The following is a 26,600-nucleotide window of genomic DNA, read 5'->3' as shown; positions in this document are numbered from 1 at the left end:
GGCGCAATCGGAGGCGGCTGACACCGCTCCCTCCCCGGCAGCTCTGGATCCCCGTCTTGCCGGCCTCGCCGCGCGGCTGACGCAGGAGTTGCCGGAGGCCGTGCAGGCGATGGGCCGCGCCGGGCTGAAGAAGGTCGTCGATTTCCAGGATGTCGCCTATGGCGGCGAATATCTCGACATCCTCGGCGAGCTCCACGCCGCCGATCGCAGCGCCGGTGGCGCCGGGCGAGGTTTTGCCTTCACCCAGGCCGCCGCAAAATATCTCGCCAACGCCATGGCCTATGATGACGTCATCCGCGTTGCCGACCTCAAGACCAGATCCAGCCGCCGCGCGCGGATCGAGGACGAGCTCGAATTGTCGCAGGATCAGGTGCTACAGACCACCGAGTTCATGCATCCCCGCATGGAAGAGGTCATGGGCATGCTGCCAGTGGGCCTTGGCCGCTGGCTTGGCGCCAGGCCGCGCCTGCTCGGCTGGCTCGATCGGCGCGTCAACAAGGGGCGCCGGGTGCGGACCTACTCGCTGCCCTCGTTCCTCGCGCTCTATGTCGTCGGCGGCCTTCGCGGCATGCGCCGCCGCTCGCTGCGTCACACCATCGAAACCGCTCATCGGGACCAATGGCTCAACGCCGCGACAGAGGCGGTGCGAGCGAACTATCAGTTGGGCGTCGAGGTCCTGCAATGCCGGCGCCTCGTCAAAGGCTATTCCGACACCCACAGCCGCGGCCTGTCGAAATTCGACAAGACGCTGGCCGCGATCAAGCTGGTCGCACCGCGCGACGATGCCGCCGACTGGGCGCGCCGACTGCGGGAAGCCGCGCTGAAGGACAGCGAGGGCAAGGAGCTCGACGGCGTGATCCAGACCATCAAGAGTTTTGCATGATGCCGGCAGCACTCAAGGAGGGCACAGCTCCCGTGTTTGGGCAGATTGAAACCCGGCTGTGGTTGCAACTGCTGTCCCTGCATGGCGAGCTGTTTGCGTCCCTGAATTCCATGCTGAGCTCGGAATTCGCCTTGTCGCTGGCAAAGTTCGACGTGCTGGCGCAGCTCGATCGTTACAGGGACGGAATGGCGCTCGGGCAGTTGTCGCAGAACCTGAAAGTGTCCGGCGGCAACGTCTCGGGCCTGGTGCAGCGACTGCTGGCCGACGACCTCATCAGCAAGGAAATGTCGAGCGAGGACCGCCGGTCGTTCATCGTGCGCCTGACGCCAAAGGGCGAAACGCTGTTCAGGAAGGCGGCTGAGGTGCACAAGAGGCATCTCAGCGAACGGCTTGAAAATATTCCCGCCCAGGAGCTGGAGACTGCACTGTCGGTGTTGCGGTCCCTCTCCTCGAAACTTGGCAGCGAAAGCAAGAAGCAGGGTCGCAGGACATAATGGCCAAAGACTCCAGGAGCAGATGGAAATCCGGTCCACCGCGGACGCGGGACCAGCTGCAAAGCTATATTCCCTATCTCTTCAACCGGCTCGCCAATCGCTGGAACCTCGATCAGAACCGCGATCTCAGCGAGCACAACATCAACAACGTCGTGTTCCGGACGTTGTCGGTCCTGTTCATCTACAAGACCCTGACCGTCAACGAGATCGCCGTTCTGGCCGTCACCGAGCAGTCGACCGCGAGCCGGATGGTCGAGTCGATGGTGTCATCGGGCCTCGTCAAGCGCGAGATCGCCGAGGAGGACCAGCGTCGCCGCGTCGTCGGATTGACGGCGGACGGTGAGGCCCTGCTGCGCAAGATCTGGCCCATCATGGAGAACAACTACGACCGGCTGACCGTCGGTATCGATCCCGACGAGATCGAGGTGTGCGCCCGCGTGCTGGCCAAGATGGTCGAGAACATCCGCCAGAATCAGATCTGATCCGCACGCGGTCATGGACTGAGGCCGGCAAGGCTGGTGCCGCCGCAGACGTAGAGCACCTGTCCGGTCACGAAGTCCGAGCGCTCGTCGAGGAAGAAGCTGATCGCGTGCGCCACGTCCTCGCGTGAGCCGAGCCGCCCGACCGGAACGTTGCGCGCCATCCGCTCCTGCTGCTCGGAGTCCTTCGGGATGACGCCCCAGAAATTGTCGGTCAGGATCGGTCCCGGTGCGACCACGTTCACCGTGATCCCGCTCGACGCCAGCTCCAGCGCCCATGTCCGCGCCATGCCGTGCACGCCGGCCTTGGTGGCGGAATAGGCCGAACGCGTGGCCGCGCCCATGGCGGCGCGCGAGCTCACGAACACGATCCGCCCAAACTTTCGTGAACGCATCCCTTCCATCGCCGCCTGCGTCAGCAGCATCGGTGCGCCCAGGTGCAACTGCGCCAGCGTCAGGATGTCTTCCGGCTTCGCATCGGCCAGCAGGTTCGGCAGGATGATGCCGGCATTGTGCACGAGGCAATCGACCGCGTGATCCCGGCAGATCTCCTGTGCAATGGTCCTTGTCTCGGCCATGCTCGTCAGGTCCGCGCGATAGGCGGTGAGCAGATCGTGCGTCCAGTCCGGCTTCTCAAGCCCGACCGAGACGACCCGCTGTCCCTCGCCGACCAGCTTTTTCGCCAGCGCCTCGCCGATTCCCGAATTGCCTCCGGTGATGAGTGTGGTGCGGGTCTGGCTCATGATCGGCTCCCTGCGAACGGCACGTGTCACTCCTGCCGCCGCTTGAGGTCGCGACAATCGAAGAACGCGCCATCGCGCATCAGCTTCGCGACGAAATCCTTCAATCCGCCGCGCTGGATCTTCTCGGTCGCGGTCAACGGGAGTTTTTCGACGAAGCAGATCCAGCCCGGCGCCTTGTAATAGGCCATCTGCTCCAGGCTCCAGCGCACGATATCCTCGGCCAGCGCGCGGTCTGCCCCCGGCTTCTCGGCGATGATGACCGCCGCGACCTCGTCGCCGCGCACCTGATCGGGTGTCGCCGCGACCGCGGCCTGCCGGATCGCGGGGTGGCGGTTGAGCACGGACTCGACCTCGACCGCGGCAATGTTCTCGCCGGAGCGGCGGATCACATTCTTCTTGCGATCGACGAAATGAAGGTCGCCATCATTATCGCGCGACACGATATCCCCGGTATGGAGCCATCCGTCCTTCCAGGCCTCGGCGGTGGCTTCCGGGTTCTTCAGGTACTCGCTGAAGAAGCCGTAGCGGGGATCATCCCCCGCCCGCCGCACCAATAGCTCGCCCGGCATTCCCACCGGCGCATCGTTGCCGCCGTCGTCGACGATCCGAACCTCGACCTCGGGCGCCGGACGACCGAAACAGCTCGTGCCGACCTTGCGCGGCTCGACATGGGCGGCGATGACGCCGCCGCTTCCGGTCTCGGTCATCGCCCAGGCTTCGAGCAGCGGAAAGCCGAAGCGCTCCTCGAACGGCGCGTGCAGCAGCCTGTCGACGCCGGCGCCGAAGCCGAACCGCACGGTGTGTACGCGGTCTTCATGCGTCGGCGGCGCGCCCATCAGCATCGAGGGCATGACGCCGAGATAATGCAGGCAGGTCGCGCGGCTGTCGCGCACCGATTTCCACCAGCTGCGCGGATGGAAGCGGTCGAGCATCGTCAGGCTGCCGCCGACCGACAGCATCGCCATCAGCGACACCGCCATCGCGTTCATGTGAAATAGCGGCAGCGGCGTGATCATGCGCTCGCCATCACCTCTGAGATCGATCAACCCGCCGACATCGCGATACCAGTCTCCTGAATACAGGAAATAGGTGTTGGTCAGCACGCAGCCCTTGGGCTGGCCTGTCGTCCCCGAGGTATAGAGCAGCGCGCATTCGCTCAAACCGTCGCCGGCGTTCGCCGGCCGCGCGCCGCCGAACGGAGCTGGGATCTCGCCGCCGTCGGTCGCAACCGGAATCGGCCGGCCGGCCTGCCGTGCCGCCGTCTCGACCTCGTCGCGTCGTTTGTCGAGGACGAATGCGGCATTCATCTCGGAATGCGCGATGATGTATTCGAGCTCGCTGACCCGCAGATCGGGGTTGATCGGCACCACGGAAACACCGAGCGCGTTCAACGCGAACCACAGCTCGACGAAGACCGGCCTGTTCTGGAGCAGCAGCCCGACCCGATGGCCTCTGCCATAGCCGTGGCCAGCGAACGCCGCGCGCCAGCGCTCCACCCGCTCAAACATGGCGCGATACGAGATCTCGCCGGCGGCGATGCCGTAGATCTCGGCCGTCTCGGGCAGCACGTTGAGAAAGCCGGCTTCCTCCCGCTGGAGGGCGATCTCGCGGAAGCGGACATAGACGGTGGTCGCTGTGGTCAAGGCGCACTCACATGAAAAGCTGGATATTGCCGAACGGCGCGTCGAAATTCACGAGATCGATGCGCTTGAGCCTGATCTTGAGTTCATCGCCGACTTGGACGAGATCGTGCGAAGCCCATCCCGAAAAGCGTTCCAGCGCGTCGCCGCGCGTCTCGGTGTAGAGAAAGGACGTCCGTGCCTTGAACACGCCGGCCGCCGGGTCGCACACGAGGATCTGCGGCGCCTGAAGCAGGTGATGGCAGCGGCTCTTTGGCTTCTGGCTGAAGGTGCGTTCGCCGGCCAGTCGCTCGATGCGCACTTTCATCAGCAACAGGTCTTCGTACATCAGCGACGGCTGGAGCACCGGATCCTGCTGCTGCCATTCCAGCGGCATCCAGTAGCGCCCTTCCGGATGGAACAGGTCGAGCCAGGCCTGCCACTGCATGGTGTCGAGCAGGTCGGCTTCCCGATAGATGAAATCGGTGATGGTCTTTTCGCTGATCATTCCGCGGCCTCGACGGGCTGGTCCATGTCCATGGTCATGTATTTGGCCCAGGCATGAAACTGGTTCCGCATCTGGCGCTCCGACGTGCCGTTGATCACCGCGGTGACGTCAGGCTCCTCGCCTCTCTCGTAGAGCCGGCGCAGATTGACCCATTGATTGCCGTTTGTTTTCAGCCCTTCCTGGGCCCGTTCATACATTTCGAGATCATCGTGCCCGACGATCGAGGTCGGCGCGTTGATGAAGCGATTGTACATCAGCGCACGCTCGTAGAGCTTTTCGGGCGCGCCGACCAAGCGGTAGACCCAGCTCTCCACCAGCGTCCTGTCCACCGCGATCGGGATGAAATTGCGCAGGATCTGCACCGCGCCCTTGACCATGATGTTCGGGAAATAGACGGTGTTGTGCCGGACCTCTCCCAGAATCTCGTGGGCCCGCTTCTCGCCATAGGCTGCGACCATCTGGCCGAGATAGCCCTCGACGTCCGAATAGTTCGAATGGATGGAATTGGCGACGCCGGTATGGCCGTGGCCGTTGGGCCAGATCCGGATGCCGCTCTGCTCGTAGAACTCGTACGGACTCATGAACGGCCCATAGAGCTGCACCGCCATCGGCGTCTCCTTGGAATCGCCCTGTTCGCGTTGCCAGACCTTGATGGCGGTGCCGGCCGAGCTCTCATGCGCCACCATGGGATGGCAGGTGTCGGTCTGGTTCTCGACCAGCATCTTCCAATTGCAGGTGTGCATGTAGCGGATCGGCGTGGCCTCGATGGCCAGCTTCCCCTCCGGCGAGCGATCGACCATGTTGTCGATGGTCGAGAGGCTTTCACCGAAATAGTCTTCGAAGCCGACGCCGTTTTCGCTCAGGCGCGCGAAAATGAAGTCCCGGTAGACGACGACATTCTTGATCCGCGACAGCCCGTCGTTCGCCTGGGTGTCGGTAAACCCGGTGCCCTCGTAGCCCTTCTTCAGCGGGATCGCGAGCAGCGAGCCGTCGGTCTTGAACGACCAGGCATGGTAGGGACAGCGGAAGAACTTTCCGGTATTGCCGCACGGCTCGGAGGCGATCTTGACGCCCTTGTGCGGACAGCGATTGTAGAACAGGTGGATCGAGCCGTCGGTATGGCGGCTGGCCACCACCGGCTGCCGGCCGATATTGGCGGTGATGAAATCGCCGGCCTTCGACAACTGGCTGGCATGCCCGACATAGATCCAGCTGTTGGGGAACAGATGCTCCATCTCGAGATCGAAGACCTCGGGATCGACATAGACGTCGCGATGCACCTCGGCGTCGCGTACAAGCCCGCCGATCGCGCGGGGATCCTTTCCGTATTTCGCCATGGCGCCTCTTGCCTCCTCTCAGAGATCCAACACCAGCCGGTCCGACTTCGCACGCGACACGCAGATCTGCATGATCTTGTTGGACGCCTTCTCGTCGTCGCTGAGAATGACGTCACGATGATCGGGCACGCCCGCGATCACGCCGCACTGGCAGATGCCGCAATCGCCCCGCCGGCAATCATAGAGCACGTCGAGCCCTGCCGCTTCCAGCGCCTGGATGATGCTCTGATCGGTCGCGACCGTAATGACCTGCCCGGTCGACTTGAGCTCGACCTCGAACGGCTGGTTCGGGGAGCTGGCCGGCTCCGCCTTGAACAGCTCGAAATGGATGCGGTCTGCCGGGATACCCCTGGCGAGCGCCGTTGCCTTCACCGCCTCAATCATGCCGGCAGGCCCGCAGACATAGACGTGGGCATCTGCGGGCGCATCGCCAAGCGCTGCCGCGATATCGAGGCGGGACGCATCGCTGTCGTAATGAACCGCCAGGCCGTCCGAACAGATCGCCTGCAACTGCGGCAGGAACGCCAGCAGCCCCGGCATTCGTCCGGCATAGTGCAGGCGAAACCAGGTTCCCTGCGCCTTCAGCACCGCCGCCATGGATAGGATCGGCGTAACCCCGATGCCGCCGGCAAGCAGCAACGCCGGCGCGGGGCCCTTATGAAGACCGAAATTGTTGACCGGCGCGGTCGCGCTGACGACGTCGCCGACCTGAAGGGCATGCATGAACTGCGAGCCGCCGGTCGACGTCTCCTCGCGCAGCACCCCCAGCGCAACAGCGCCTTCAGGCAGGTCCGGCAATGCCATCAGGGAGTACGGCCGATCTCCTCCGCCCGGCAGCAACACGCGAATGTGCGCGCCCGCTTGCCACTCCGGCACGGCACCGCCCTCCACACCGAACACGACGCTGCGAATGACAGGCGTCTCCGCAACGATCGACTGCACTCTGAGCTTGAGCGGATGCGCGTCCATTCGGGCATCTCATATTATATGAATTTGCATATTTTTATACATGTAATAATTGCCTGTCAATCGTGAGTATCGGCGGTTGCGGCTCCCGGTCCTGCCGGCGTCGCGCGGCTTGAACGCGTGATCCGCGACGGGCGCGACGCCGGCGATCGAGCATTCCCACCGCCGTCGGCAAAACCGAGCGAGTTAGAGATGATCGACACCGAGGCCGGCATCGTGCATCGCGTTTTCGCCAAGTGCATCGCCGGCAAGACACCTCGCAATATCGCGATCGACCTTGCGTGCCGGCGCCTCGCGGCTCGTCTTGGACGGCCATCGACCTTGTGGTTTGGAGAATGACGGAGCTGGACGCGCAAATCCGGGAGGGACGCCGCTTCTGCTTTTCCGACCAACAGGCGACGAAGGAATGCTGAAATTCATTGCCTTAGCAGACCAACAGTCCGGGCCCTTCAGCCAGAACCGAGGCAGCGCTCGGACCATCCGCGCGGCAGTACGAAAAGAAGGCCATCAGCGTGGAGGGCGAATTCAGACATACCTCACATCATTTTACGTCGGGCGGCCTGAAAACCTGTTGCTCAGAAGAATTACTTAGAAAGACCCTAGGGACACTTTGAACGGAAGCCGTATTTTCCTCCCTTATCCGTGAACCCGGCCACCGACTCGCTTAGGTTGGCAGAGCCCTGTTTTCGCACCTGGACCCAATCTCGGAGGTCGCCACATGACGCAAAATCACGTCTGGTACGTCTCCTTCGTTGATGAACGCGACGCTCCACCCGAAAGGCATGCGCGAAGGACTACGACCTTCAAATCCGAGCAGGAGGCAAAGCAGTTCACCAGGACGCTGGCGCAGGACCGGCGTGTCAAGAGCCTTTCGGCCGGAACGATCAACCCGCACCAACCAAAACGCGTCGTCGGATCCAGAGAAATCGGCCAGTGGCTCGGCGACACTTAGTACCGCCATGCCGCAGACGCCGCCTCGGATGCCAGGCCGGGTGATCGGCCAGACGCCTGTCGGGTCTGAAGCCCAATTACGGTCAGTGCGAATGTTGCCGAGGATTTATCGCTTCAGCATCAAGAACGTCCAGATATGTCACTCATCCGCATCAGGCTCACGACATTGACGCGACCACATCCAGCATCACCTCCGTCGCGCCGCCAGCAATGGAAAGGATGCGGGCGTCTCGCGATATGCGCTCAATCGGGCTCTCCCGCATGACGCCCATGGCGCCGTGGAACTGCACGCATGCATACACCACCTCGTTGACGAGTTCGCCGCAGATGGCCTTCAACATCGAGATCTCGCGCATGCAGTCGTCGTCCGCCGCCACGCGCCAGGCGGTGGCATAGAGAAGCGCGCGGCTTGCCTCCACCTTCGCAGAGAGCATCGCAAGACGCTGGCGGATCGCCTGCATGTCCCAAAGGACGCCTCCGAATGCGCGGCGCGTTTTCACGTAAGTGAGGGTCATATCGATCGCCGCCTCGGCCATCCCGATAGCCATGGCGGCGAGGACAAGGCGCTCGTTCTGCAAGTTGCGCATGATGGAGTAGAAGCCTTGCCCCTCCGCGCCGAGCACGTTATCGGCAGGAATGCGGCAGCCGTCGAAGACGAGCTCGGCCGTATCGGAGGAGCGCCAGCCGAGCTTGTCCAGCTCGCGAGCCACGCTGAAGCCTGGCGTGCCCTTCTCGACGAGGAACATCGTGATCCCGTTGCTCCCTGCCGCGGAATCGGTCTTGGCCGCAACACAGTAGAGATCCGCGCAGACGCCGTTAGTGATGTATAGTTTCGTACCATCGAGCACGTAGGAGTCGCCGTCTCGGCGCGCGCGCGTGCGGATGGCCTTCACGTCCGAGCCCGCATCCGGCTCCGTGATGGCGATCGCGGTGATCACCTCGCCGCTCACAATGCCCGGCATCCAGCGCGCCCGTTGGGATTTGGTCCCGTCGTGAAAGACATAACCGGAAGCCATCTCGGCATGGACCAGCATTGCGTCCGCGGCGCCGGCATAGGTGGAGCGCCCGAGTTCCTCCGCGAAGACCGTCGATGCGACCGCGTCCATCTCGGCACCACCGTACTCGGCCGGATAGCGGATGCCGAAGAAGCCAAGTTCGCCCATCCGACGCAGGACCGGACGCGGAACGCCGCCCTCCTCTTCCCAGCGATCTGCACAGGGCTTGATTTCCTCCTCGACAAAGCGGCGGACCTGGTCCCGTAAAAGCTCATATTCCGCCGCCGCCCAAGGCAGCTCCGGTTCTTGTGCCGTTACCCAAGCTTTGTCCATCATCTTCGTCCGCTCCGCTATGAGCCCAACGCTCGAGGTCCGGACCGTATCGGCGCCCTTGCAATCACTTGCGGCCCTTCCGATCGACTAGAGTTCGATTTCCTCTCGCGGTCCGCCCGAGAGTGAAGCAGCTCTGGAATCGGCCACCCAGCGCATCCCGTCGATCACTTCCGCCAGTTCGGCCACGGTCGGGCGCTCGAACAGGTTGCGGAGCTGCACGTCGACGCCGAAGATCTTTCGCATGCGCGCCACCGCTCTCACGACCAGGAGCGACTCCCCGCCCAGGTCGAAGAAATTGTCGTACCGTCCGATCGACTTGACCTTGAGGAGATTGCACCACAGGGCAGCCAAGGTCTTCTCGGTCTCTGTTGACGGGGCGACGAACTCGTGCGCCGGCTGAATGCTATCCGCCGTCGGCTCGGGAAGCGAGGAGCGGTCGATCTTGCCGTTGGACGTGAGCGGCATCCGTTCGAGGCAGACATAGTGCGCCGGAATCATGGACTCCAGGAGTTCTTCGGCGAGGTGGGCGCGTAGCTCCGCCACGGTCAGAGGTTTCGAGGAGACATAGTAGGCTACAAGTCGCGTGATTGCGCCTTCCTCAGCATTTCCCACTGCAGTGGGAATGGCAACGACCGCGCATTCCTGAACGTGGGGCTGCTTGAGAAGCCGCGCTTCGATCTCACCCAGCTCGATACGCGTGCCACCAACCTTCACCTGATGATCCGCGCGGCCGAGAAATTCCAGGCGCCCTTCCGAGCTCCAGCGGGCAAGATCGCCGGTCTTGTACAGCCGCAGCCTCGAAAAGCCATCTCGAGGATCTGTAGCCGTGCGGAAACGCTCCTCGGTCAGGTCGGGGCGGTTAAAATAACCTCTCGCGAGACCATCGCCTGCGATGAACATCTCGCCGATGACGTTGGGGCCGGTCGGCTGATATTCCTTGCTGAGGACGTAAATTCCCGCATTGGCAGCCGGAACGCCAATCGGCACCGATGCAGAGCGATCCTGCTCTACCTCAAACCGATGAATCATGCAGCCCACAGTGGCTTCGGTTGGTCCGTACTCATTGTAGATCTCGACAGGATGAGGGATGGCTTTCGTGATGTCGCGAGCCAACTCGGTCTTGAAGTCCTCCCCGCCTACAATGAACTTGCGCAATCTCGTGGCCTCAAGATTGCGGTCGCGGATCATCGCGAGATGCGCCGGTGTCAGCTTCATGATATCGACGGCATTGTCGTCGACCACCTTGAGCACGACCATGTTCTTCACCCCCGGATCACCAAGATAGACCACGATCCGGCCGCCCGTGATGAGTGGCGCGAAGAGCGTCGTGACGGTCAGGTCGAACGCAAGAGATGAGAAGAGTGGCCATGCGAGCGGCTGGCCGGAACTGTACACCCGCGCGGCCCACCAGATGTAGTTCACGAGGCTGCGATGCTCGATCTCGACGCCCTTGGGAGTGCCGGTCGAGCCTGAAGTGAAGATGATGTAGGCGACGCCGTTCGACTTGGCGGCGGACGGACGGGCCGAGGCTGGCTGATCCAAAATCGAGCCGAAATCGGCATCGAGCACGAAAATGTCGGCAAGCTCCGGCGAGATGGCGGATTGCAGACGCGCCTGAGTGATCGCCACCGGCGTTTGCCCACCGGTCCCGTTGGAAATGTCTTTCAGGATTGTAGCAATGCGTCCTTTCGGCGTCGCCGCATCAATTGGCACATAGGCTGCGCCGGCTTTGAGGACACCCAGGATCGCGACGACGACTTCGATGGAGTGCTCCATGAAGACAACGATGATCCGACCCGGCCCCACGCCCTGTGAGCCCAGATGCGCGGCCATCTGGTTGGAGCGTTCGTCGAGCTGCCGGTATGTCAGCATGGCATCGCCAAAGCGGATCGCTTCAGCATCAGGACTGAGCGTCACTTGATCATGAAAGAGATCGATGATTGTCCTGTCCGATGGGTAATGCGCCGACGTGGCGTTGTAATCGACGACGAGCGCCCGATGATCGGCATCTTGCAGCGGAGGAAGCCCCACGCTCTCCGCCACGATAGGCAGGACCTCATTCATGAAATGCGCTCCCATCCGGCAAGTTTAAAAATCGGATCACGTCAATCTCTGAGCTTCTGAGTTGCACGGCGATAAAGTTCTGCGACGGCAGGTGCGTCAGGCTCTTCCAGCATGGAGACTTCGTCGCAGTCCTCGGGGCCGAAATAAAATTCGGCATCGGGCGCCACGAGCCGCCATCGATGAGGTGCTGCGCCCGATCGCAGCCAGGCCTTGTTCGGAAGGAATATGCACACACGGCCTGAGTACGGAGTCGGAGTGTACCGCCGAAATGCCGCCATCGCCGTGGATTTGAGCAGAGCTCTGCTGGCTAGCACCGGATCTGTCGTGACAGGCTCCTTGCGAACGAGGGGCAGGAAGGCGCGCTCGCGAAGGCGACTGCCGAAATATCGGAGACGAGCGCCAAATGTCGGCAACTTCGCCATCGATCTCCGGACCGATCGGATCGTCCCCCAGGCAGAGAAGTACAGCAAACGCAGCAATTCCTGATGGGTGGCGGGGTGAAGAGGACCAAAGAGGGCGACGCACGGAACCGCCGCCCCGCGTTTTTTGAGGATTTTGGCCAGTTCGAAGGCTGTGGGACCGCCGGAGCAGTATCCAGCGATGATGTACGGACCGACCGGCTGATACTGAACGATCTGGCCAGCGAAGTACTCGGCGATATCTTCGACGCGGTCCATCGGCTCGCTCTGTCCGTCGAAGCCAGGCGGTTGAAGTGCATAGAACGGTTGATCGCCACCCAGGTGCTTCGACAGGTCCGAGAATGAGAACGGTGCTCCGACATGCCCCGGTACAGCGTAAATGGGCGTGCGCGTTCCGCGCGACTGCAGGGGAATGATTGCAGGCTGCTGTGTGGCCGCGGCGGTCGCCATGTTCAGAAAGGCGATGATCTCACCCTTTCGCCCCTGCAATTGATCGCGAAGCTCCGCCGTCATCGCGCCAGCCGGTGCGCTGCACCGGAGCCGATCGCCCTCGACCCAGACCTTGATGTCCTTGACCGCGAGGTCTGCGAGCAGTTCCGAAAACTGCGTCACCTGCGCTTGCATAGGCTATTCCCGTATTCTCAACTGCGACCGCGAGGTATCTCGAACAAGCGCGGCTTGGAATGAACTTGCGTGCCTTTCCAACAAGTGGGCTGGGCTCCCCGCTAGTGAATGATTACATCGCGGAAGCTCCAGTCCGGACGACCATTCATTTCCGAACAACCACGCTCCCGAGATACCCCGTTTTAGGTACGAAACTTCGGACAACCCAATCCTTTTCATCCCAAGAGCTTGGGTATCCCAAGCCGCATCCCAGGCCCTTGGAAATGGCCTCCAGCCGGGTCCAACGCCGGAAGAAGCCTTCCAGCCGGTCGTCCGGACCGAGGGCGGCATAAGACTCGTAGTCGGAGGCCGAAAAGCACAGCGCGGCGATCTCGTCCGCTTCGGGCACGGTGAGAACTGCCTCGATGTCCACTCCGACCTCTTGCCCGGTCGAGAGGGCGACGACTGCCACATCTCCGGATCGAGAGACGCTGAAGTGCAAATTGCGAGAAGGCATGCGGAGTGAGAGCTGGGGTTTACCCAGCTGTCCGTATTCCAGTTCGACATCGGACGGCGAGACTCCTAACCTGGAAGCAAGGATCTGGCGCAGCTGTCCACGGGAAACGATAAAGCGGCGGCGGTCCCGCTCCGACTTCAACCCTTCAGCGCGCCTACGCTCCGCCTCGCTGAGGAAGGCGCCTATCCCGCGCACGATATCCTGCCTCACATCGAGCATGCATGCGAGAACCTCCAAGCCATCACCCTCGAGAACCGGCACGATGATCCCGGCCCTCGGCTCAGCCGCCTTATCAAGAAAGCTCGAAAAGGACGCTGCTGGCTCGACAAGAGTCTGACTGACGTCGAATTCGGCGGGCTGCAACAATCGAGGCCCCGAGCGGGCCAAGGCAACATGAAGAATTCGGCTCGAAGCCAACGCGCCACGGCCATCGACCCCGCCCACGCCCACGCCGGAAAGTCGGGTAAGGTCGAGCTCAGGCCAGTCAAGCGTCATACGTCGATTCCGATCGCAGGAGCGCTCATGCGCACCGGAGCATTCTTTCTGGAGCGGCAGCTCCCGTTCACGCGGATTTCTTCGATTGAACAATCACGTAGGTGCGAAAACAAGGAGCCCTGATGGATATTTAGAAGTATGGATGGGCTACATCAAAAGACCTAGGCCCCTGACGTTCGTACGCTTTGGCTTCCTGCCTAATTTTCGCGCTGACGGAGCCCTAAGTCAAAAAGCTTGCGTGCTAATCGGAAGGCAAGCCGCTTTGCCCAGCGTATGAGACCGCGAGCGTAGCAAGAGCTGTCCTGTTGCCGATCTCGAGCTTGCGAAAGATGTGGTGGAGATGAACCTTGATGGTGCCGTCAGTTACCTTCAAACGACGGCCAATCTCCTTGTTTGACAATCCCTCCGATACCAGACGCATGATCTGACGCTCCCGATCCGTCAGCACGGCAAGATGCTTCTCCAAAATCGCGGACTGCCCAGAAGAGATAGCGACCTCGCTCGAAGGCGCAGGCAGCATCCTGTGGCCGTCCGCGACTTGCCGCAACGTCTGGAGAAGAGTTTCGGGCTCCTCGTCATTCAGGATAACGCCAAAGGCGCCCACTTCTGCCAACATGGTGAGGTCGCGATCCTCAACGGAGGTTGCGAGGAACACGAGCCGAACAGCAGGAGCCCGGGAATTTGCGATATCGAGCAATGCCTGCCCAAAAATGTCAGGCATCGATATGTCCAAAATGGCGATATCGGGCACGAGAGCGCGAATTGCCTTTAAACAACTCGCGCTATCGCTGCATCGAGCAGCAACCCTGAAATCACGTTCTGCTTCCAGCAGACAGTTCAGACCCAGTAAAACAACGGGATATCTGCTAGCAATGACCACACGACTGAAATGCATTTTCGGCCAATCCTCAGTCCCTCCAGTTCAAATCGGCACCCCAATATCGCTCCCAAGCTACTTCAATTTGAGGCATTCAAGTAAGATTTCTCATCGCGGCTAGGCCGAATTCCGGCAGTTTTGCAACCTTAAATAGCATTAGAGTGCCAACGCAGCCCTCAGCGAGCACCGTTCGAACGGATCTCCGTCAAAACACGGGTGTGATATTACGGGCGACATCCCAAGGAATGTCTATAACCAACGGTATATAGGGATATTGGGGATTAGCGTCTAATATTAGTAAATCTTTTGACGCATGCTCAGGGCTTTTTTCGCCCCAAATTTCAGTCCCAGCGACCGAAATCTGAAGAAGCAATTTCAATGCGTCGCAGCGTTTTGGCTTGGCAAGCCATCCAAGAAACGAGTCGGATTAAACCGATGAGCCTGTTTCATATTTTGTAGCGTCCAGGAGAGTTCCATGAGACGACAATATTCTTTTTCTATTGTGCTTGGTGGTGAAAATAGTCTTCGGAAAGAAGGTCTCGCCAGAATTCTAAACTCCGAAAATTTTCAAGTCTTTCCTTCAATTTCCGATGCGGACGATTTGCCTGGCAAGGCCAATGTCGGAAACGTTTCAGTTTGTCCGGCACTGTTCCTGGTCGTTCACAGTGGCGATGATTTCGGCGCTACAATCGAGCAGATCGAGTGCTTCAAGCGCCGCCACGCGGATGGACGCATTGCTGTCGTTGCAGATCACTATCGACTGAGCGAGTTGACTGCTGCGATCCGCGCCGGCGTCACCGGCTATTTCATCGACGTGATGAACTGCGATGCGTTCATCAAGTCTATCGAGCTCGTCATGATGGGCGGAACGGTATTTCCGACCGACTTCCTGACGTCCGCTCTTGATGCCGAAAAGCGTGACGCGGACGGTGTCCCTCCACGCCTCGATTATAGTCATGCCCCGGCGAACGCGGATGGTAGGCTCGCACAGCAGCTTTCGCCGCGAGAAATCTCTATTCTCCAGTGTTTGATCGAAGGCGATTCCAATAAATGCATCGCACGCAAGATCGACATCGCGGAAGCTACGGTGAAGGTTCACATCAAGGCGATCCTCCGCAAGATTCGTGTTCAGAACAGAACACAGGCGGCGATCTGGGGGCTGAACCATCGACCTGCAGCTCGGCCATCAAGCGGGACGGCGTACCCGGCCGCTGACGCAACCGAGCGCCTCCTCCCACCGAAGCGAGAACTTCCCAAAATCGCGAGGACAGGCCGGCCCGCGCCGCTCGGTTCAATTGACCATGCGGTAAACTTCTTCGAAGTGCCTCTTACGAACGGCCACGCCCGCAAGGATATTGGTTCGAAGGCCGACGGGGCGATCCGGCTGCGGAAATAGCCGGAATTGGTTCGGCCACCCACCGGGAAGCTTTCGGCCGGATATCTCGAGCTGAAGCCCGTGCCACATCGATGGATGCGGCACTCATCGATGTGGCGATCGGCACCGTTGGTGCCGGCCGCTTTGGTGTCAGCGCAAACGCTTGACGCGGGCGTTGCCAGGACAACTACAAATACAACTACAAATCCCCGGTGATCGTGCGCGTGTCGTCTTGATTTCGGTCTGTCACCGCGGGCTGGAGTCGTAGTCGCGATCTCAGATTTCGCGGGCAGACGCGGAATGGAAATGGAATCAGAATGATCCTGTTGACCGGAGGTGCCGGCTATATCGGGTCCCATATCGCCGTCGCCCTACTCGACTCCGGGCTGGATGTCGTTGCGGTCGACAATCTCTGCAACAGCAATCGCGCATCGCTCGAACGGGTACAGGCCATTTGCGGGCGATCGCTCGTATTCCGGCAGATCGATATCTGCGATGAGGACGCGATTTACGAGATCCTGCGCACCCACGACGTGACCGCGGTCATTCACCTCGCCGGGCTCAAGGCGGTCGGTGAGTCCGGCACTCAACCCATGACGTATTACCAAAACAACGTCGTCGGGACGATGCGGCTCGTGTCGGCGATGTCGCGTGCCGATGTGAAAACACTGGTCTTTAGTTCGTCCGCGACGGTTTACGGCACGCCCGCATACCTGCCGCTGGACGAGAAACATCCCGTAGGACCAATAAATCCCTATGGTCGCACAAAGTATTTTGTCGAAGAGATCCTAAGGGATCTCTATCGGTCCGACAGCGATTGGCGGATCGCCATCCTGCGCTACTTCAATCCCGTTGGCGCACACGAAAGCGGGCTTATCGGAGAAGACCCTCTCGGCGTGCCCAACAATTTGTTGCCGCTTGTGGCGCAAGTCGCCATCGGGCGACGTGAGAAGTTGCAGGTTTGGGGAGATGACTACGATACTCCGGATGGCACCGGCATCCGCGACTTCATTCATGTCGTCGATCTTGCATCCGGACATCTGAGCGCCTTGAGCGAGCTGAGACACCCCGGCATTCTGACCGTCAATCTCGGAACAGGAAGCGGCAGCAGCGTCCTGGAGGTGATCAAGACGTTCGAGACCGTGAGTGGCCGGCCAGTTCCGTATGTGATTGACCAACGTAGGAGCGGCGATGTCGCCACCTGTTACGCGGACCCGACGCTCGCTAAAAATCTGCTGGGCTGGACCTCAAGGCGATCGCTGACACAGATGTGTACAGATCATTGGCGCTGGCAGATGCAGAACCCGAATGGCTATCGCGGCAGCTAGATGGCAGGAGCCTCTGGGACCCGCCCTCGACGGCAATGGCTCGCTGTATGCAGCCCTGCAAGAAGCGCCGATCCGCCGCCAGCCATGATCCGAGCCAGCGGCTCGGCCGGATGGTCGGACTGCCCCAACCTCCTCCAGGCGCGGTACAGCGGCCTGGCAGGCCGGCCGTGTCGCCTCCAGGCCGCCCGGGGCGAGCAGCGGCCTCGGCGGGCGCCGCCGCTTGGTCCTCCCGAGCGTCCCTCTTCCGGGGTCCCCCTGGAAGCCGAGGACAGTTCGGCGTGGTTTGAGGAAACGTTGTCGTCGGTCTTGTCGAGGAACGGCTTATCGTATGCCTTGCGGAGGCAGCCAATGGCCACAACCAACGTTTCCGGAGGGAAGTCTGTCCGGTGATAAAACGAGCCAGCGACCGCCGTAGGCGCGGCTATGCCGCTCTCAGGTTGAGCCATAACCTGCCTCGTGATTTAGGCCAGACCTGTCGAGACGCTGGCCCCAGCCCTGATCCGCGCCTCAACCTACGATGATGTGTAAGCTCCCCGCATAGGCGAAATCAGTCCGGCGTGCCTGGCGCAGCAGATCATGCGCGCGTCGAGGCCAAAATGCCTCATTTTGAATTGCGGCGTGTTTCGATGAGTTCGCAAACGACGCTGCACGACCACGCTGCGCCGGTGAAGCGATTGATGACTATTGCAGTGCTGAGGCCTGAACTCGACACCGAATAGACGCCGCCGCTCAGAAGCCCCGCGATTACGATCGCGAGTGCGATGATAGCCAGCCGATCCACAGTCCTCTCCAGGGATGCTCCAGGTCAGCAGCGAGGTTTGACTGCTTTCGGGAAGTTTTGCTGACCTAATATGCGGTACTCATTTTGATAATCGAAGATCCGCACCGAAGGACGCCGAACAACGAGGCTGGACGGCTGGAAAACGCGCTTCACTCGCCGGCAAACGTTGTGCTTCAGTATCGCCCCAGGCCCTTGCTGTTTCGCCTCGCGAAAAACTGAAGAACGCTTCAGGGACCGCTCGTGCCGGCGCGACCACCCCACTCTCGAACATTCGAGCCCGTCGGGACGGGCGGATCGACATCGAGAAGATCGACGACCAATGCTTCACCAGGGCCAAGTGACACAGGCCGGACATCGGGCCGGCCTGTGGTACGCAAAAAGATCACGGGCGGCTCGAATACCGCGAGAGCGGGTCTCACATGCGAACCCGTTAGGCCAAGAGCGACCGGTTTGCCTGAGGTGCCGCGTAGGAGAACCGGCCTCGCGCAGATAAACCGCGAGCGGCCCGGCAGTCCTTTAGCTCTGAGGCTTGGTCAGGAACGAGTTCTGTGTCCAGGCAGGGCCACTCATCGCTACAGCGATCATGCCGCCATTGGCCCCACCCGAGCTACCCGCCAGATACTGGTTCAGCAGCGCATAGCTGTTGCTTGCCTGAGACGCGGCGGCCGTGCCTTGATCTCCCCACCAACTGGTCGTCTGCGGCGCGGCGGTTGCCAGCGTACTGGTGTCAAATCCGAAACGCGAAAAATCCAGGCCTGCCAGGCTTGCAGTGGTTGGGGCGGCCGCTGGCGTCGACCAACCGGACGCCGACGTCGGCGCCATTCCCATGGCTCCCATGGCTCCCATGGCGCCTAGAGCGCCGGGGTCGGCCGCTGTAACGGTTGCCGCCGGGGCGGCTATCGCGGCCGCCGGCGAAGTGGTGTCCTGTGCTACAGCCGGCGCGACAATGGTGGTCGGGCTGGTGACCGTAGTTGGGGTCGTGGTCGGTGTGGTTGGCTGTGTCGGAGTTGACGGCGACGTGACGGTCGCCGACGCCCCCGTCAACAACGTCATGTTTCGGTAATCGACCGCGACGGTCTCGGGCGCCGTCGACCGATAGACCCCGTACTCCCAATTGGTGCCCTGCCCATAACCCAAGGGGCCGCTGTAGTTCACGACCTGGGTCCCGTTGATCGAGACCTTCAAATACCCGCCACCGGTGTTCGAAACGTCGGCCTGTATTTGAATGTTGTTATACACGCCCGTCTGGATCGGATTGGGGTCAGTCCAGAGCGTGAGCATCTGCACATTGCCAGCCCCGTTGCTCGGATCCTGGCCCGGCTGGACATATCTGGCGACAACCTGCAGATGATCGCCAACAAGCTGGATCGCAAACGGCGGCGAGGTGCCCACTCCGCTCGCGTTATCATCATTGTGCATCTGTCCGACGATGAACCAGCCATCTGCCGAATTTGCAAATGACCCATTTGGGCCATTTGCCTCCACCATGAACTGATAATTCAAGTTGAGCGGAGTGCCGCCGGGAATGTTGGCCGCGGCTGAGACCTCGGAGCGGTCGACAGATGAGCTGTCGTACCAGGCATGATCACCCTGCTGGACTTGGAAGCGCAGAGTTTGCGAGTCAGGATTGGTCAGGCTGTAGCTCGTGCTCGCATCCTGCACTCCGTAGACGTCGCCACCGATCGAAAACCTCGTCATCGGTGTGGAAGAAAATGATGTAATTGTCCCGGTCGTATCCAATTCAGACCTCCGTGGGTCGCAGAGATTTTTCTCTTTTGACGTTTACAAGGGAATTCCACTGCCGCGCATCGCGAAGGCGCGCGACATACCACATGCTCGCAACGCCTTGTGCCGCGAGCAGATTTCCGATGTATCGCGGTGACCGCCAACACATATCGTTGCAGTGGGATTGCCCCCCGACTGCGAGACTTGATTGGTTAATTAGGGAGTATGGCAAAAAAAATGAGCTGGCGTGGCGACAATGAGAACCGCGGCTCATGCCTGCTGTTAGGCTAAAATTCCGCAGATAACCGAAAGGCCCGAGCATTTCCCGCGGTGGCCGGTGCGAGCGCTGAAGCAAGCTCAAGAGCGGGATCCACACACCGCCATGTCTCGGTAGTTGCGTAACGCGACGCATCGCAGCGTCGTCGAACTAGCCGGGGCCGAAAATCATATACAGCAGCATCGTGCCCACAACGGCTGTCCAGCCGATCGAAGCGGCAACGGCCCACACCTGTATCGGCATTGGACGGTCCTTTGCAATTCAATGAAGCAAAACGAAGAGGCCGCTGGCGCTGGACAGCGACCTCCTGGACCCGATCTCAAATGAACGTCTTGGAAATAAAATCGCCGCCGAAGGTCCGTCATTATTAGACGATGAATTAGCAACGACGTGAAGCCCAAACACGTCCGATACCCAGCGAAACTATTGAGACGTTGCGAGTTCGACACACCATCTGTAACGAACTCCATCGCCCGGGTATCTGAGACCAAGGCAGGCGCAAGTGACGCTCAAGTCGGCATGAAAACGACAACGACCGCCCCCCGGAATGGCTCGCCGGGTCGTCGAGCACGCTCGAGCACCGGAGCCCGTCGGGGAGAGAATCTCGACCGCCTTATGCTGCATCAGAACAAGGACATGCTGGCCGAACACTGGGACGGCTTACAGCACGCCAAGGTCGCGATGGCTCGAACATCGCAAGAGCAGAGCCAGGCCGGTCTTCTCGCATGAAAAAGCGCCAGCACCGACATCACTGCCTAAGCCGGTGTCAAAGGTTCGGAGACGCGTAGCGCTCGCCCCCTCGGCCTTCAGCAAAATCTGTGCTTTGCCAGGCAATTCGCAATTTATCCCATTTGGTGCCCTCTTGGCGCCGTCTTGGCGTCACAGAACGCCTTCCTCCAGGGGAGCTTTTACGCGCTGTTAAAGCTTGGAATCGTAAGTTCCGGATGGGGACCGGTCGAGGGAAAGCGCATGGGACAATTACGCCAACGCGTGGTTCAGAGGGATACTCTCGAGGCACGGCTCGCAGAGCGAGCTAGAGAGTTGCGGAACGAGGCCGCAGCCCTTGCCCCGTGTGCAGCCAAGGAAGCGCTGCTAAAGCTTGCCCGATACGCAGAGACGAGTGCACATTTGAGCGGGAGGCTGTCCTCGCCGGGACTAATGCCCAATTGAATGACGGAAACCAATCCTAGAATTGCAGAGTAGGGCCGCCTTGTTTGGCGGCCTTCTTCATTTGGTTTCGCCCGGTAGTCTACGCCGAGGCTTCATAACCGACGTTGGTCGCGCCTACCTCTGGCTTGGCATGACTGCCTTTGCTGAGACGAGCGGCGCTGTCAGCTCTCCGCAAATTGCTCAGGATATCTGAAGTCGTGGTTGGCTCGTTTCATTCAGTAACGAACACGACGCCAACCCATGCACCTCTTCGCCAAACGACGTTGCACGAGTAAGTCTTGTTAGGTGGAACGATCAGCGTGAAGTGGTCTGGAAGAGGTGATGGCGGATCATCCGCCTTCAGCGCCGCACCGTTCTCCGTGATGTCACCAACGATACAGCACAGCGCCAAGTCACCAAACCTGATCAAGCCGTTGTCCAGCGATGGATTACGCACAGACTTTCGCCTGTCGGGAAAAGCAATCATTTCCGAGCCCATCAATTAACCAATGTAAATTTGAACGATGCTGCGGGAGAAAGATTGCGCTTCTACTAACGATCGAGGCGCCGCGACCAATTCGAAGCCGGCGACGCAGCTTTGCGCTGTGAGCCAATTGGAGCCGCAGCCGACCAGCCCCACGCCCCTGCTCTCTCTTTCTGCAGATGCCGCCCCTTTGCCCCGCGATGGAGAGAATTCGACCCCCATAGCGTGCACATGCCGCGATGGGCGGGCTACCAGCCGCTGCTCCGCCGAAAAGAAACAGCCCCGATCTGGGCGATAGACCGGGGCCGTTACCGGGGTGCAAGGCTTAGGGCCTGAACTCACCCCGTCGGAGTTACACGGGGTATTGTTGTTCCAATGATGGTGCGCCAATGGCCTAATCCGCTCCTGCGAGTGACCTAACTTGGACAGCACCGACCGGGGCGCTGTCCCCATTTCAGCCGCCGTGCTGGAGTGGTTGAAAGCTGCATTTTGCGCGGGAATGTAAGGTCGCCTCACTTGGCGGCCTCTTCATTGTCGCGGCCAGGCGACGACTGGATCCTCGCGGGCGTCGCCAAGGTCAAAAGCGCCCACGGTGGACCAAGCAGCGACGTCCGTGGCGCGGGGGAGCCCTAGCTCAGGGGGAGCTGGGGCTATGGGGCTTCGGAGGTTGTAGCGGTCAACCTCGACCAATGACTTTACGTCTCTCCCTTGAATTTCGTCACCAGGATTTCGCAATTTTTGCAGCGCGCTAATACCTTTGCCCCCAGAGGCGACGTGCTGTTGAACCTCTTAGTTAGGACTAGTTCAGAATGGCAATTTGCCGCAGGCATTTGCCGATTTACCGTGTCCTCAGTCGTGCGGATTGGCGGACACCCACACCCCCGCCAAACTTATCGTGCGATAAGGGATCGCCGCTCCAGCCTAGGGAGCGACGGTCCCGCCCAATTACGGAGCGATCAGCTCACTCGAAAACAGGTTGAATTCGGAATAGCAACGCTCACTATCGCGAAAGCAAAATTGAGGCCCGCGTTGACCAATCGAGACGGCACGCTTGACCGACAAACCATCACGGGTTTTCGCGGGATTGAGACTTCCGATGACGGACTGGCATTTCGAGTCGATGTTGACGCCGATCATGGCTCGGCAATTTGGACGATTCCCTACAAGCATGCGATCTGGTTGGCCCAGGCGATACTAGAGGTCTCGCCCGTCGCAGTCGGCAGGCAAACTGCTGGCGGCTCTGTGGAAGGGACTAATCTCGTCGGCGAGCGTCTCAACGTAGAGAGAGTTCGCGTGCTTGTGAAGGTCCGCTCCGATCATGCTGCGATCTCCGCTCAGGGCGCCTGGTCATCCGACAAAACACCGGGCACCACAATTCTGATGGTCGACAAGTCGATCGCCGCAGATTTGGTCGAGCAACTCGGAGCGTTCCTGGCATCGGTCCAGGCTCTATCCCGACCATCGTAGTCGTTCCACCTCACAATTGCGGAAATAGCGCGATCGAAGTGCGATACCTGCCAGAGCGTATCGCGCCGGCCGCGCCGCCGCTGGCAGCACGTAACGGGCAGACAAGACTGCTGTTCAAGCCGAAAGTTCGCACTCCGTAGCTCAAACGCGGCACGGCCAAACTGGCGCGGCGCGATGGCAGGTCACGGTGAGAGGGCACAGTCAAAGCCGTCAGACGCCCGGCCGGAGCGCCGGCGCCAGCCGAAAGCTGGCCGGTCACAGCCTCCCTCGGCACAGTCGCGCCGAAGGCACAAGTCGCAGGAGTAGGTAACCAGAAAGGGTCCGCACATAGGTCGAATTCCAGATATAGTACCGCCATCCGCCCGGCCGAGGCGACGGTCACAGACGCCCAATGGCGTGGCCGCCAGAAGGATTCGTGTGTGAGCAGGCCCGCCCGATCATGGGATTATGCGCGATCATTGCAGCAGGATCCTTGTTCTCTCATCAAAGCGCGCTTGCGGTCCTCTGGCGTTGAACAAGAATGAGCATGCCTGATGCCGTCACCGATGTCAGCCTGGAGGCTCTGGAGAGCATTGCCTGGCTTGAAACCGCGTGGAAGGAGCTCGAAGCTCGGGCCACTCACTCGTTCTTCTTGTCCTGGCTCTGGATCGGCACTTGGCTACGGCATATTCCGGATGGCACCCAACCGCACGTCCTCGTAGCTCGGTCGTCAGGCAAGATCGTCGGGTTGGCGATCATCTGCCGGCGCAGAGCCTGGAGACTTGGGCCGCATGCGCGGGCACGTTGGCTGCTCAATGAATCCGGAGATACCCGTTTCGACCGGTTGTTCATCGAGTGCAATAGTATCCTTGCAGAGCAACCGGACACCATTATTCCGGCAGGTCTCGACGCTTTGACGTCCCGCTTGCGCCGCGCGGATCAGTTGGTGCTCTCCGGAATTGATGCGGACCTCGAATTGGCCGCCTGCCGCGCTGCGGGCAAGGCTGGGCTCGTTAGCGAGGTGAAACAGGCTGATACGGCCTTATGGGTTGATTTCGCCAAGGCCCGTCAGCAAAAGAAGGACTACCGCGCCACACTGGGCCGCAGTACGCGCCAGGCCGTGAGCCGTGCCATGAGGCTGTATGCCGAACGAGGCCCCCTTGAATTCCGGATCATGGAAACGACGACGGAGGCCCTGGCTGCGTTCGATTTGCTGAGCGACTTTCATCGGTCGCGATGGGGACGCAAAGGGGCTTTCGCCAATCCGGGCTTCCGTCCGTTCCACGAGGAGTTGATCGCGCGCGGAGTTCCCACAGGAGCGGTCCGCATCTCACGGACGCTGGTTGGCGATCAGACGGTCGGGGTCGTGTACAATTTCGTGCATGACGGCCGTGTCCTGAACTACCAAAGCGGCTTTCTTTACGAGAGCGATGGCCGCATTAAGCCCGGGCTCGTGAGCCATGTGCTGGCTATTGAGGATAGCATCTCACGCGGGGAAAGCGGCTACGACTTCCTGGCTGGTGGCGCTGGGCACAAGGCCCATCTTGCAAACAGCGAGTATGCCATGAAGTGGATCACAATTTGCAGAGACGGTCCAGAACGCCACATCGAGGCCAAGCTCCGTGACGCGAAACGGACGCTGCGAACGATCGCTATGAACCTTCCAAAAAAGAAGCTGCGGCTCTTCGGGGCAGCAAACGCAAATTGAGATATTGGCCGCGGCCGCCTTCCGAACTGCCAGGCACATGGGAAGATCGCAGTCTGCTCCCGGTTCAGGCGTCCAGATCCAGCCATAGAGGCTCGTGCAGGCGCACTGGCCGCCGAGTTCGGACCGACGCTGTCGTGGAGGCCGCGATCCCCTCAACCTGGTCCGCATGGTCCGCAGCAGCCTGATGGCCCGGGCGGCGCCTTCGCGGCCGCAGTTGCCGACTGCTCACATGTTATCAATGGCCTCGATGTGTACGCCCTTCACTGCCCTTCCGGATGGATCATCCATACTCGCAAATTGCTGGGACCAGAGAAACGCGGTCGGCGTCGAACACGCGATCGAGGGACCGACGGGGACAGTTAGGCAGGCCGTCGGATTCTTGAAAATGCTGTCAAAGATGGTTCTATAGAAGTAGCCTTCTTTCGAGGTCGGCGTTTGCTTCGGAAAGCGCTTACCCGCCGCTGCGAACATCTGATCCGAGACTTTACCCTCGGCATGATTCCGCAAGCACTCAATCCAGCTGTACCCCACACCGTCCGAAAACTGCTCCTTCTGACGCCACAAGATCTCCTGCGGCAACAGGTCGGTAAAAGCTTCCCGCAATATGCCCTTTTCGATCTTCGCGCCGGGGCACATTTTTTCGGCCGGGTTTATCGACATCGCGTAATCCAGGAATTCCTTGTCCAGGAACGGTACACGGGCTTCCACCCCCCAGGCAGCGGTTGCCTTGTTCGCGCGGCAGCAATCGTACCTGCTCAGCGCAAAGAGCTTTCGAACAGTCTCCTCGTGGAATTCTTCTGCCGATGGGGCCATGTGGAAGTAGAGATAGCCGCCGAATACCTCGTCAGCCCCTTCTCCAGACAGCACCATCTTGATGCCCATTGCCTTGATCTTGCGCGCCATAAGATACATCGGCGTACCAGCACGAATGGTGGTGACATCGAAGGTTTCCAGGTGCCGGATGACATCGGGCAACGCGTCCAGTCCGTCCTGCACCGTGAAAACAACTTCATGATGGACCGTGCCGATGTGAGCCGCCACCTTTCGCGCATACTTCATGTCGGGTGAATTTTCCAAACCCACGGAGAACGAGTGTAGCCTTGGCCACCAGGCCTCCTCGGTCTCCCCGGACTCGATCCGCTTGAAGCGGTGTCGTGCTGCGAGCGCTGCGATGAGCGAGGAGTCGAGCCCACCAGAAATAAGTACCCCGTAAGGTACGTCGCACATCATTTGCTGTATGACTGCGGTCTCGAGTGAAGTCCGGAGCTCGTGCAGCGATACCTTCTTGGTTGGAAATGCATGCGCCCACTCAGGATCATACCATTTGACGAATTCGCGAGCCTTGCCGTCATAGTAATGTCCCGCCGGAAACTCCTGGATCGTCTCGCACACCGGATCAAGAGCTTTCATTTCGCTGGCGACATAAGTTACGCCGTCGCCGCTCCATCCAATATAAAGCGGCACTATGCCGATGTGGTCCCGGGCGACGAAGAAATAACCGGTACGTTCGTCGAAGAGGGCAAACGCAAAAATGCCACTCAACATCTTGCACAGAGCTGGTCCGTACTCGTCGTAGAGATAAAGGATAATCTCGCAGTCTGATTTCGTTTTCCAGGCGTGCGGCCGCTTCAGTGCGTCGCGCAGAGCGACATGATTGTAGATCTCTCCGTTCACAGCCAGCGCCCGCCCCGCGGCGAGGTCGAGAAGCGGCTGGGCGCCGTGCTCTACGTCGACAATGGAAAGCCGTTCGTGCGCGAGCATCGCGCGTTCGCTGGAATAAATGCCACTCCAGTCCGGGCCACGGTGCCTAACCGTCTTTGCCATCTCCAGCGCCCGGCTGCGCGCCGATTCAAACGATTCAGTGAATTCGAATATGCCAACGAAGCCGCACAAGGTGATTAACCCTTCCGCATGCTGGCCGATCTATCCCACCACGATCAGCGCCTGCATTGAACTGAAATGCCCAACAGTGGCATTGAATTCGCTAGCTGAACAGCGCACCATCCGAAGTAACCAAAATGCGTTGAGAGGCTGCCTGGAGGTA

The 26,600-nt window shown here is 60.3% G+C and carries 22 protein-coding genes; 9 read left to right on the top strand and 13 right to left on the bottom strand.

Annotation, left to right across the window (positions count from 1 at the left end):
* The 3 genes from H8B02_RS03010 to H8B02_RS03000 form a co-directional block, all read left to right on the top strand.
* Window positions 1–883: indolepyruvate oxidoreductase subunit beta family protein (locus H8B02_RS03010; protein WP_229164795.1), on the top strand; the 883-nt coding region annotated here is incomplete at its 5' end.
* Window positions 880–1,377: a MarR family winged helix-turn-helix transcriptional regulator gene (locus H8B02_RS03005; RefSeq protein WP_229164794.1), complete on the top strand. Its 498-nt coding sequence runs from the start codon at window positions 880–882 to the stop codon at window positions 1,375–1,377. The genes H8B02_RS03010 and H8B02_RS03005, both read left to right, overlap by 4 nt.
* The gene (locus H8B02_RS03000; protein ID WP_092125511.1) at window positions 1,377–1,859 is read left to right on the top strand and encodes a MarR family winged helix-turn-helix transcriptional regulator; all 483 of its coding nucleotides are present in this window, start codon (window positions 1,377–1,379) and stop codon (window positions 1,857–1,859) included. The genes H8B02_RS03005 and H8B02_RS03000 overlap by 1 nt, the downstream gene beginning before the upstream one ends.
* A gap of 11 nt (window positions 1,860–1,870) precedes the next feature.
* On the opposite strand, the gene H8B02_RS02995 is transcribed toward H8B02_RS03000, so the two are convergent.
* The 5 genes from H8B02_RS02995 to H8B02_RS02975 are packed head-to-tail and all read right to left on the bottom strand — an operon-like array spanning window position 1,871 to window position 7,032.
* Entirely contained in the window at window positions 1,871–2,599 is a 729-nt protein-coding gene (locus H8B02_RS02995; RefSeq protein ID WP_229164793.1) for an SDR family NAD(P)-dependent oxidoreductase, read from the bottom strand.
* A gap of 26 nt (window positions 2,600–2,625) precedes the next feature.
* Entirely contained in the window at window positions 2,626–4,242 is a 1,617-nt protein-coding gene (locus H8B02_RS02990; RefSeq protein ID WP_229164792.1) for an ATP-dependent acyl-CoA ligase, read from the bottom strand.
* Window positions 4,243–4,249: 7 nt separating this feature from the next.
* Complete coding sequence (locus tag H8B02_RS02985) at window positions 4,250–4,726, bottom strand: aromatic-ring-hydroxylating dioxygenase subunit beta (RefSeq protein WP_229164791.1); 477 nt, start codon at window positions 4,724–4,726, stop codon at window positions 4,250–4,252.
* A complete protein-coding gene (locus tag H8B02_RS02980) occupies window positions 4,723–6,063 on the bottom strand; it encodes an aromatic ring-hydroxylating dioxygenase subunit alpha (RefSeq protein ID WP_229164790.1) in 1,341 nt (446 codons plus the stop codon). Before H8B02_RS02980 ends, H8B02_RS02985 begins: the two co-directional genes overlap by 4 nt.
* A gap of 18 nt (window positions 6,064–6,081) precedes the next feature.
* Window positions 6,082–7,032 carry a PDR/VanB family oxidoreductase gene (locus H8B02_RS02975; protein ID WP_229164789.1) on the bottom strand — a complete coding sequence of 317 codons (951 nt, stop codon included), beginning with the start codon at window positions 7,030–7,032 and terminating at the stop codon, window positions 6,082–6,084.
* 189 nt (window positions 7,033–7,221) lie between these two features.
* Here H8B02_RS02975 and H8B02_RS02970 point away from each other — a divergent pair, with 189 nt between their 5' ends.
* A complete protein-coding gene (locus tag H8B02_RS02970; protein ID WP_229164788.1) occupies window positions 7,222–7,368 on the top strand; it encodes a hypothetical protein in 147 nt (48 codons plus the stop codon).
* Window positions 7,369–7,747: 379 nt separating this feature from the next.
* The gene (locus H8B02_RS02965) at window positions 7,748–7,981 is read left to right on the top strand and encodes a hypothetical protein (RefSeq protein WP_092125505.1); all 234 of its coding nucleotides are present in this window, start codon (window positions 7,748–7,750) and stop codon (window positions 7,979–7,981) included.
* 157 nt (window positions 7,982–8,138) lie between these two features.
* Here the strand turns inward: H8B02_RS02965 and H8B02_RS02960 are convergent, their stop codons facing one another.
* From H8B02_RS02960 to H8B02_RS02940, 5 genes are all read right to left on the bottom strand, one after another.
* A complete protein-coding gene (locus H8B02_RS02960) occupies window positions 8,139–9,311 on the bottom strand; it encodes an acyl-CoA dehydrogenase family protein (RefSeq protein ID WP_229164787.1) in 1,173 nt (390 codons plus the stop codon).
* 84 nt (window positions 9,312–9,395) lie between these two features.
* Window positions 9,396–11,372: a non-ribosomal peptide synthetase gene (locus H8B02_RS02955; protein WP_229164786.1), complete on the bottom strand. Its 1,977-nt coding sequence runs from the start codon at window positions 11,370–11,372 to the stop codon at window positions 9,396–9,398.
* A gap of 41 nt (window positions 11,373–11,413) precedes the next feature.
* Window positions 11,414–12,415, bottom strand: coding sequence for a thioesterase domain-containing protein (locus tag H8B02_RS02950; protein ID WP_229164785.1), 1,002 nt, complete (start codon window positions 12,413–12,415; stop codon window positions 11,414–11,416).
* Window positions 12,416–12,560: 145 nt separating this feature from the next.
* Complete coding sequence (locus tag H8B02_RS02945; RefSeq protein WP_229164784.1) at window positions 12,561–13,406, bottom strand: 4'-phosphopantetheinyl transferase family protein; 846 nt, start codon at window positions 13,404–13,406, stop codon at window positions 12,561–12,563.
* 241 nt (window positions 13,407–13,647) lie between these two features.
* A complete protein-coding gene (locus H8B02_RS02940; protein ID WP_229164783.1) occupies window positions 13,648–14,301 on the bottom strand; it encodes a LuxR C-terminal-related transcriptional regulator in 654 nt (217 codons plus the stop codon).
* Between the two features lie 457 nt (window positions 14,302–14,758).
* On the opposite strand from H8B02_RS02940, the gene H8B02_RS02935 reads away from it, so the two are divergent.
* Together H8B02_RS02935 and galE are read left to right on the top strand one after the other, a co-directional pair.
* On the top strand, window positions 14,759–15,679 hold the full coding sequence (locus H8B02_RS02935; RefSeq protein ID WP_229164782.1) for a LuxR C-terminal-related transcriptional regulator: 921 nt from the start codon (window positions 14,759–14,761) through the stop codon (window positions 15,677–15,679).
* 296 nt (window positions 15,680–15,975) lie between these two features.
* Window positions 15,976–16,986, top strand: a complete 1,011-nt coding sequence (gene galE / locus H8B02_RS02930) for a UDP-glucose 4-epimerase GalE (RefSeq protein WP_229164781.1) — start codon at window positions 15,976–15,978, stop codon at window positions 16,984–16,986.
* Window positions 16,987–18,283: 1,297 nt separating this feature from the next.
* Here galE and H8B02_RS02925 read toward each other — a convergent pair.
* Both H8B02_RS02925 and H8B02_RS02920 read right to left on the bottom strand, forming a co-directional pair.
* Window positions 18,284–19,507: a heparin lyase I family protein gene (locus H8B02_RS02925; protein ID WP_229164780.1), complete on the bottom strand. Its 1,224-nt coding sequence runs from the start codon at window positions 19,505–19,507 to the stop codon at window positions 18,284–18,286.
* 1,643 nt (window positions 19,508–21,150) lie between these two features.
* Window positions 21,151–21,405, bottom strand: a complete 255-nt coding sequence (locus H8B02_RS02920; protein WP_229164779.1) for a PilZ domain-containing protein — start codon at window positions 21,403–21,405, stop codon at window positions 21,151–21,153.
* 1,026 nt (window positions 21,406–22,431) lie between these two features.
* Here H8B02_RS02920 and H8B02_RS02915 point away from each other — a divergent pair.
* Together H8B02_RS02915 and H8B02_RS02910 are read left to right on the top strand one after the other, a co-directional pair.
* Window positions 22,432–22,869 carry a hypothetical protein gene (locus H8B02_RS02915; protein WP_092125497.1) on the top strand — a complete coding sequence of 146 codons (438 nt, stop codon included), beginning with the start codon at window positions 22,432–22,434 and terminating at the stop codon, window positions 22,867–22,869.
* A 526-nt stretch (window positions 22,870–23,395) separates the two neighbouring features.
* Window positions 23,396–24,556, top strand: coding sequence for a GNAT family N-acetyltransferase (locus tag H8B02_RS02910; protein ID WP_229164778.1), 1,161 nt, complete (start codon window positions 23,396–23,398; stop codon window positions 24,554–24,556).
* Between the two features lie 225 nt (window positions 24,557–24,781).
* Here H8B02_RS02910 and asnB read toward each other — a convergent pair whose 3' ends face one another.
* Window positions 24,782–26,449 (bottom strand): asparagine synthase B, encoded by a 1,668-nt coding sequence (gene asnB / locus H8B02_RS02905; RefSeq protein WP_229164777.1) that lies wholly within the window; start codon window positions 26,447–26,449, stop codon window positions 24,782–24,784.
* Window positions 26,450–26,600: the final 151 nt, after the last annotated feature.

Origin of the sequence: Bradyrhizobium altum, assembly GCF_020889705.1 — a bacterium.
GTDB lineage: Bacteria > Pseudomonadota > Alphaproteobacteria > Rhizobiales > Xanthobacteraceae > Bradyrhizobium > Bradyrhizobium altum.
This window is presented reverse-complemented; position numbering and strand designations above follow the sequence as displayed.

Bases quoted from the DNA above. Each gene is read 5' to 3' on its own strand.
- H8B02_RS03005 (WP_229164794.1), top strand. From the start codon at position 880: ATGATGCCGGCAGCACTCAAGGAGGGCACAGCTCCCGTGTTTGGGCAG.
- H8B02_RS03000 (WP_092125511.1), top strand. From the start codon at position 1,377: ATGGCCAAAGACTCCAGGAGCAGATGGAAATCCGGTCCACCGCGGACG.
- H8B02_RS02995 (WP_229164793.1), bottom strand. From the start codon at position 2,599: ATGAGCCAGACCCGCACCACACTCATCACCGGAGGCAATTCGGGAATC.
- H8B02_RS02985 (WP_229164791.1), bottom strand. From the start codon at position 4,726: ATGATCAGCGAAAAGACCATCACCGATTTCATCTATCGGGAAGCCGAC.
- H8B02_RS02980 (WP_229164790.1), bottom strand. From the start codon at position 6,063: ATGGCGAAATACGGAAAGGATCCCCGCGCGATCGGCGGGCTTGTACGC.
- H8B02_RS02975 (WP_229164789.1), bottom strand. From the start codon at position 7,032: ATGGACGCGCATCCGCTCAAGCTCAGAGTGCAGTCGATCGTTGCGGAG.
- H8B02_RS02970 (WP_229164788.1), top strand. From the start codon at position 7,222: ATGATCGACACCGAGGCCGGCATCGTGCATCGCGTTTTCGCCAAGTGC.
- H8B02_RS02965 (WP_092125505.1), top strand. From the start codon at position 7,748: ATGACGCAAAATCACGTCTGGTACGTCTCCTTCGTTGATGAACGCGAC.
- H8B02_RS02960 (WP_229164787.1), bottom strand. From the start codon at position 9,311: ATGATGGACAAAGCTTGGGTAACGGCACAAGAACCGGAGCTGCCTTGG.
- H8B02_RS02955 (WP_229164786.1), bottom strand. From the start codon at position 11,372: ATGAATGAGGTCCTGCCTATCGTGGCGGAGAGCGTGGGGCTTCCTCCG.
- H8B02_RS02950 (WP_229164785.1), bottom strand. From the start codon at position 12,415: ATGCAAGCGCAGGTGACGCAGTTTTCGGAACTGCTCGCAGACCTCGCG.
- H8B02_RS02945 (WP_229164784.1), bottom strand. From the start codon at position 13,406: ATGACGCTTGACTGGCCTGAGCTCGACCTTACCCGACTTTCCGGCGTG.
- H8B02_RS02940 (WP_229164783.1), bottom strand. From the start codon at position 14,301: ATGCATTTCAGTCGTGTGGTCATTGCTAGCAGATATCCCGTTGTTTTA.
- H8B02_RS02935 (WP_229164782.1), top strand. From the start codon at position 14,759: ATGAGACGACAATATTCTTTTTCTATTGTGCTTGGTGGTGAAAATAGT.
- galE (WP_229164781.1), top strand. From the start codon at position 15,976: ATGATCCTGTTGACCGGAGGTGCCGGCTATATCGGGTCCCATATCGCC.
- H8B02_RS02920 (WP_229164779.1), bottom strand. From the start codon at position 21,405: ATGATTGCTTTTCCCGACAGGCGAAAGTCTGTGCGTAATCCATCGCTG.
- H8B02_RS02910 (WP_229164778.1), top strand. From the start codon at position 23,396: ATGCCTGATGCCGTCACCGATGTCAGCCTGGAGGCTCTGGAGAGCATT.